We start from the raw sequence: 3,848 nt of genomic DNA, 5'->3' as shown, positions 1-3,848 counted from the left end.
CCTGGGCGAGGGTACGGCCGTCGGCGGTCAACGCGTCGCGGACGGCGGCGACCCGGCGCAGCCACTGCGGCGCGGGCCGGCCGCTGCGGAACCACTCCAGCCAGGTCGGCCCGAGTCCGCGTACGTCGTCGCGGGGCAGCGTCGACTCCGGCGTGTACTTGCCGGTGAGCAGCCCCATCCCGAGCGGTCCCCGGGCCAGGCTGGCCAGGTCGTGCTTGTCGCAGGCGTCGAGCATGGCCGGGGCGTCGCGGAGCACCGACAGCGCGTGCTGCACGGCGGCGGCGCCCCGGGCGACCTGGGCGAACGCGGCGGCCCGGTCGGCCCGGTCGGTACTCCAGCCGTACGCCCGGATCAGGCCGTCGTCCATCAGGTCGTCGAGCGTGCCGATGAGCGCCTCGGCCCGGGGCAGCGGCAGGTCACCGAGGTGCAGCTGGTAGAGGTCGATGTGGTCGGTGCCCAGCCGGCGCAGCGAGTCGGTCACCGCCCGGCGCAGGTAGTGCGGCGAGGCGTTCTCCCCGGTGGCCTGCCGGGCGCTCTCGTCGAACGTGTAGCCGAACTTCGTGGCGATCACGGCCTCGCCGCGCCGCCCGGCGAGCGCCCGGCCGAGCACCCGCTCGCCGTGCCCGGCGCCGTACGTGTCGGCGGTGTCGAACAGCGTGACACCGAGGTCGAGCGCGCGGCGGATCGCGCGTACCGACTCGTCGTCGTCGACCTGGCCCCAGCCCAGCGGGCGGGCGCCCTCGGCCCAGGGGCCGCCGATGGCCCAGCACCCCATACCGAGGGCGCTCACCTCGATGCCGCTGCGCCCCAACTGTCGCTTGTCGACTGCCACCGCCGCATCCTGTCATCTTCCCGGCGATCGCGGGCCGGTTCGTAGCCGAAGAGTCCGGGCGCGGTCACGCCGCGTGACGCCAGGCGGTGGACGTTTCGCGGTGAAGCGGTATACCTCAGAGTCATAAAATATGCCTCTGAGGTATATCGGTCCGAGGTCATCCCTCCCGATCCGGCTCTGCGGAGGAACGCCGCCGCCCGGCGAGCCGTCAGCGCGCGTAGGCCAGCAGCACCGGCTCGTCCTGGCCCGGCCAGGAGCCGGTGAGCCCGCCGGAGCCCGGCACCTCGGCCGGTACGGGCCGCCGGACCACCGCAAGCTCGACGTCCCCCACCCGGACCACCGTCACGCCGCCGTCACCCGAGCCGGTCGAAACCGAACCAGCCGACACCGAACCAGCCGAAGCCGGACCGGTCGGCACCGGGCGGCCGGTCCGGCTCCCGGTCAGCGTCATGCTCGCCGGACGCATCTCACGCTTGCCGTCGACCTCGAAATACTCCTCGGCCTGCCCGGCGTCGGCGAGCACTGCGGCAGCAAGCAGCGGCGGGTACACCGGGTCGCCGCAGGCGTCGTACACCCAGCGGCGGCCGAGCACCGAGTGCTCGACGAGACCCACGAAGAAGTCGTCCGCCCCGGCCAGCGGCGCGCCCCGGTAGGTCAGCGGCACCTGGAGCACCGGGCCGTCACCGGCGCGCACGAGCAGCGTCTCGACGCCCACCTCACCGGCCGGATCGTCGAACCGGTACGCCGCGACCCGGGTGACCTCCGCGCCCGCCTCCCCGGCGAACCAGGACCGGCCGGGCAGCCAGGGTACGAGCAGCTCCAGTTTCGAGGGGCGCAGTTCCGCGCGGTGCAGGAGAGCCATGCGCAAGATCGTACTGTCGGAACGGGCCAGCGTCAGGCCGCCGCCCACGCCTTGGCGAGCAGCTCGCGGGTGTCGGCGAGCAGTTGCGGCAGCACCTTCGTCCGGCCGATCACCGGCATGAAGTTGGCGTCGCCGCCCCAGCGCGGCACCACGTGCTGGTGCAGGTGCGCGGCGATGCCCGCGCCCGCCACGCCACCCTGGTTCATGCCCAGGTTGAAGCCGTGCGCGCTGGAGACGTGCCGGACCACCCGCATGGCGGCCTTGGTGAACGCGGCCAGCTCGACCGTCTCCGGCTCGTCCAGCTCCGTGTAGTCGGCCACGTGCCGGTAGGGGCAGACCAGCAGGTGCCCGGGGTTGTACGGGTAGAGGTTGAGCACCGCGAAGACGTGCTCGCCCCGGGCCACCACCAGGGACTCCTCGGCCGGCAGCCCGGGCGCGAGGCAGAACGGGCAGCCGGCCGGCTTCTCGTACCCGCCCTCGGGCCGGTCCTCGCCGGAGATGTAGGTCATCCGGTGCGGCGTCCAGAGCCGGTCCAGCCCGTCCGCCAGACCGTTGTCGCCGCCGTACCCGGTGTCCCGCTCCGCCCCTGTCACACCGGCGATCCTACGATCCGGCCCGCTCGGCGGCAGGACCGGCGTTGGTGCGCGACTCCACCACCTCGCGCACGTGCGCGACCGCCTCGTCGATCGGCACGCCGTTGCGCTGCGAGCCGTCCCGGTAGCGGAACGAGACGGTGCCGGCGGCCACGTCGTCGTCCCCGGCGATCACCATGAACGGGATCTTCTGCTGCTGCGCGTTGCGGATCTTCTTCTGCATCCGGTCGTCGCCCAGGTCCACCTCGGCCCGGATGCCGTGCCGGCGCAGCGTCGCGGCGAAGTCGACCAGGTAGTCGCCGTGCTCCTCGCGGATCGGGATGCCGACCACCTGCACCGGCGCCAGCCAGGCCGGGAACGCGCCCGCGTAGTGCTCGGTGAGCACGCCGATGAACCGCTCGATCGACCCGAACTTGGCGCAGTGGATCATCACCGGCTGCTGCCGGGTGCCGTCGGCCGCCTGGTACTCCAGCCCGAAGCCCTTCGGCTGGTTGAAGTCGTATTGAATCGTCGACATCTGCCAGGTCCGGCCGATCGCGTCCTTGGCCTGCACGGAGATCTTCGGGCCGTAGAACGCCGCGCCGCCCGGGTCCGGCACCAGCTCCAGCCCGGTCTCCAGCGCGCACTGCTCCAGCACGGCGGTGGCGGTCGCCCAGTCCTCGTCGGACCCGACGAACTTGTCCGGCTTCGAGTCGTCGCGGGTCGACAGCTCCAGGTAGAAGTCGTCGATGCCGAAATCGCGCAGCAGGCTGAGCACGAAGCCGAGCAGGTGCTTGATCTCCGACGGCGCCTGCTCGCGGGTGCAGTAGGAGTGCGAGTCGTCCTGGGTGAATCCGCGCACCCGGGTCAGGCCGTGGATGACGCCCGACTTCTCGTACCGGTAGACCGTGCCGAACTCGAACAGCCGCAGCGGCAGCTGCCGGTAGGACCGCCCGCGCGACCGGTAGATCAGGTTGTGCATCGGGCAGTTCATGGCCTTGAGGTAGTAGTCGCTGCCCTCCATCTCCATCGGCGGGAACATCGTGTCCTTGTAGTAGGGCAGGTGTCCCGACGTGTGGAAGAGCCCTTCCTTGGAGATGTGCGGCGTCCCGACGTAGTCGAAGCCCTCCTCGACGTGCCGCGCCCGGACGTAGTCCTCCATCACCCGCTTGAGCACGCCGCCCTTGGGGTGGAAGACCGGCAGACCGGAGCCGATCTCGTCGGGGAAGCTGAACAGGTCGAGGTCCGCCCCGAGCTTGCGGTGGTCGCGGCGGGCGGCCTCCTCCAGGAGCTTCAGGTACGCCTTGAGCTCGTCGCGGGTCGGCCACGCGGTGCCGTACACGCGCTGCAGCTGCGGGTTCTTCTCCGACCCGCGCCAGTACGCGGCGGCCGAGCGCATCAGCTTGAACGCGCCGATCAGCCGGGTGTTCGGCAGGTGCGGGCCGCGGCACAGGTCCGACCAGCAGACCTTGTCCTCGTTCGCGGCGAGGTTGTCGTAGATGGTCAGCTCGCCGCCGCCCACCTCCATCACCTCGGAGGAGTCCAGCCCCTCCCCCTTGACCTCGATCAGCTCCCGCTTGAA

At 71.6% G+C, this 3,848-nt stretch carries 4 protein-coding genes; all 4 read right to left on the bottom strand.

Going from position 1 to position 3,848, the window contains the following annotated elements; translation table 11 throughout:
• A partial coding sequence (locus KBX39_RS25700) for an aldo/keto reductase (protein WP_247660586.1) occupies window positions 1–775 on the bottom strand: 775 nt, incomplete at its 3' end.
• Between the two features lie 265 nt (window positions 776–1,040).
• Complete coding sequence (locus tag KBX39_RS25695; protein ID WP_113973405.1) at window positions 1,041–1,694, bottom strand: hypothetical protein; 654 nt, start codon at window positions 1,692–1,694, stop codon at window positions 1,041–1,043.
• 32 nt (window positions 1,695–1,726) lie between these two features.
• Complete coding sequence (locus KBX39_RS25690) at window positions 1,727–2,242, bottom strand: HIT domain-containing protein (RefSeq protein WP_162881603.1); 516 nt, start codon at window positions 2,240–2,242, stop codon at window positions 1,727–1,729.
• A gap of 55 nt (window positions 2,243–2,297) precedes the next feature.
• Window positions 2,298–3,848: threonine--tRNA ligase (gene thrS, locus KBX39_RS25685; RefSeq protein ID WP_210872918.1), on the bottom strand; the 1,551-nt coding region annotated here is incomplete at its 5' end.

Origin of the sequence: Micromonospora sp. D75 (assembly GCF_018070405.1) — a bacterium.
Taxonomy (GTDB): Bacteria; Actinomycetota; Actinomycetes; order Mycobacteriales; family Micromonosporaceae; genus Micromonospora; species Micromonospora chalcea.
Note: the sequence above shows the minus strand (reverse complement) of the source record. Positions and strands in the feature narration are given on the sequence as shown.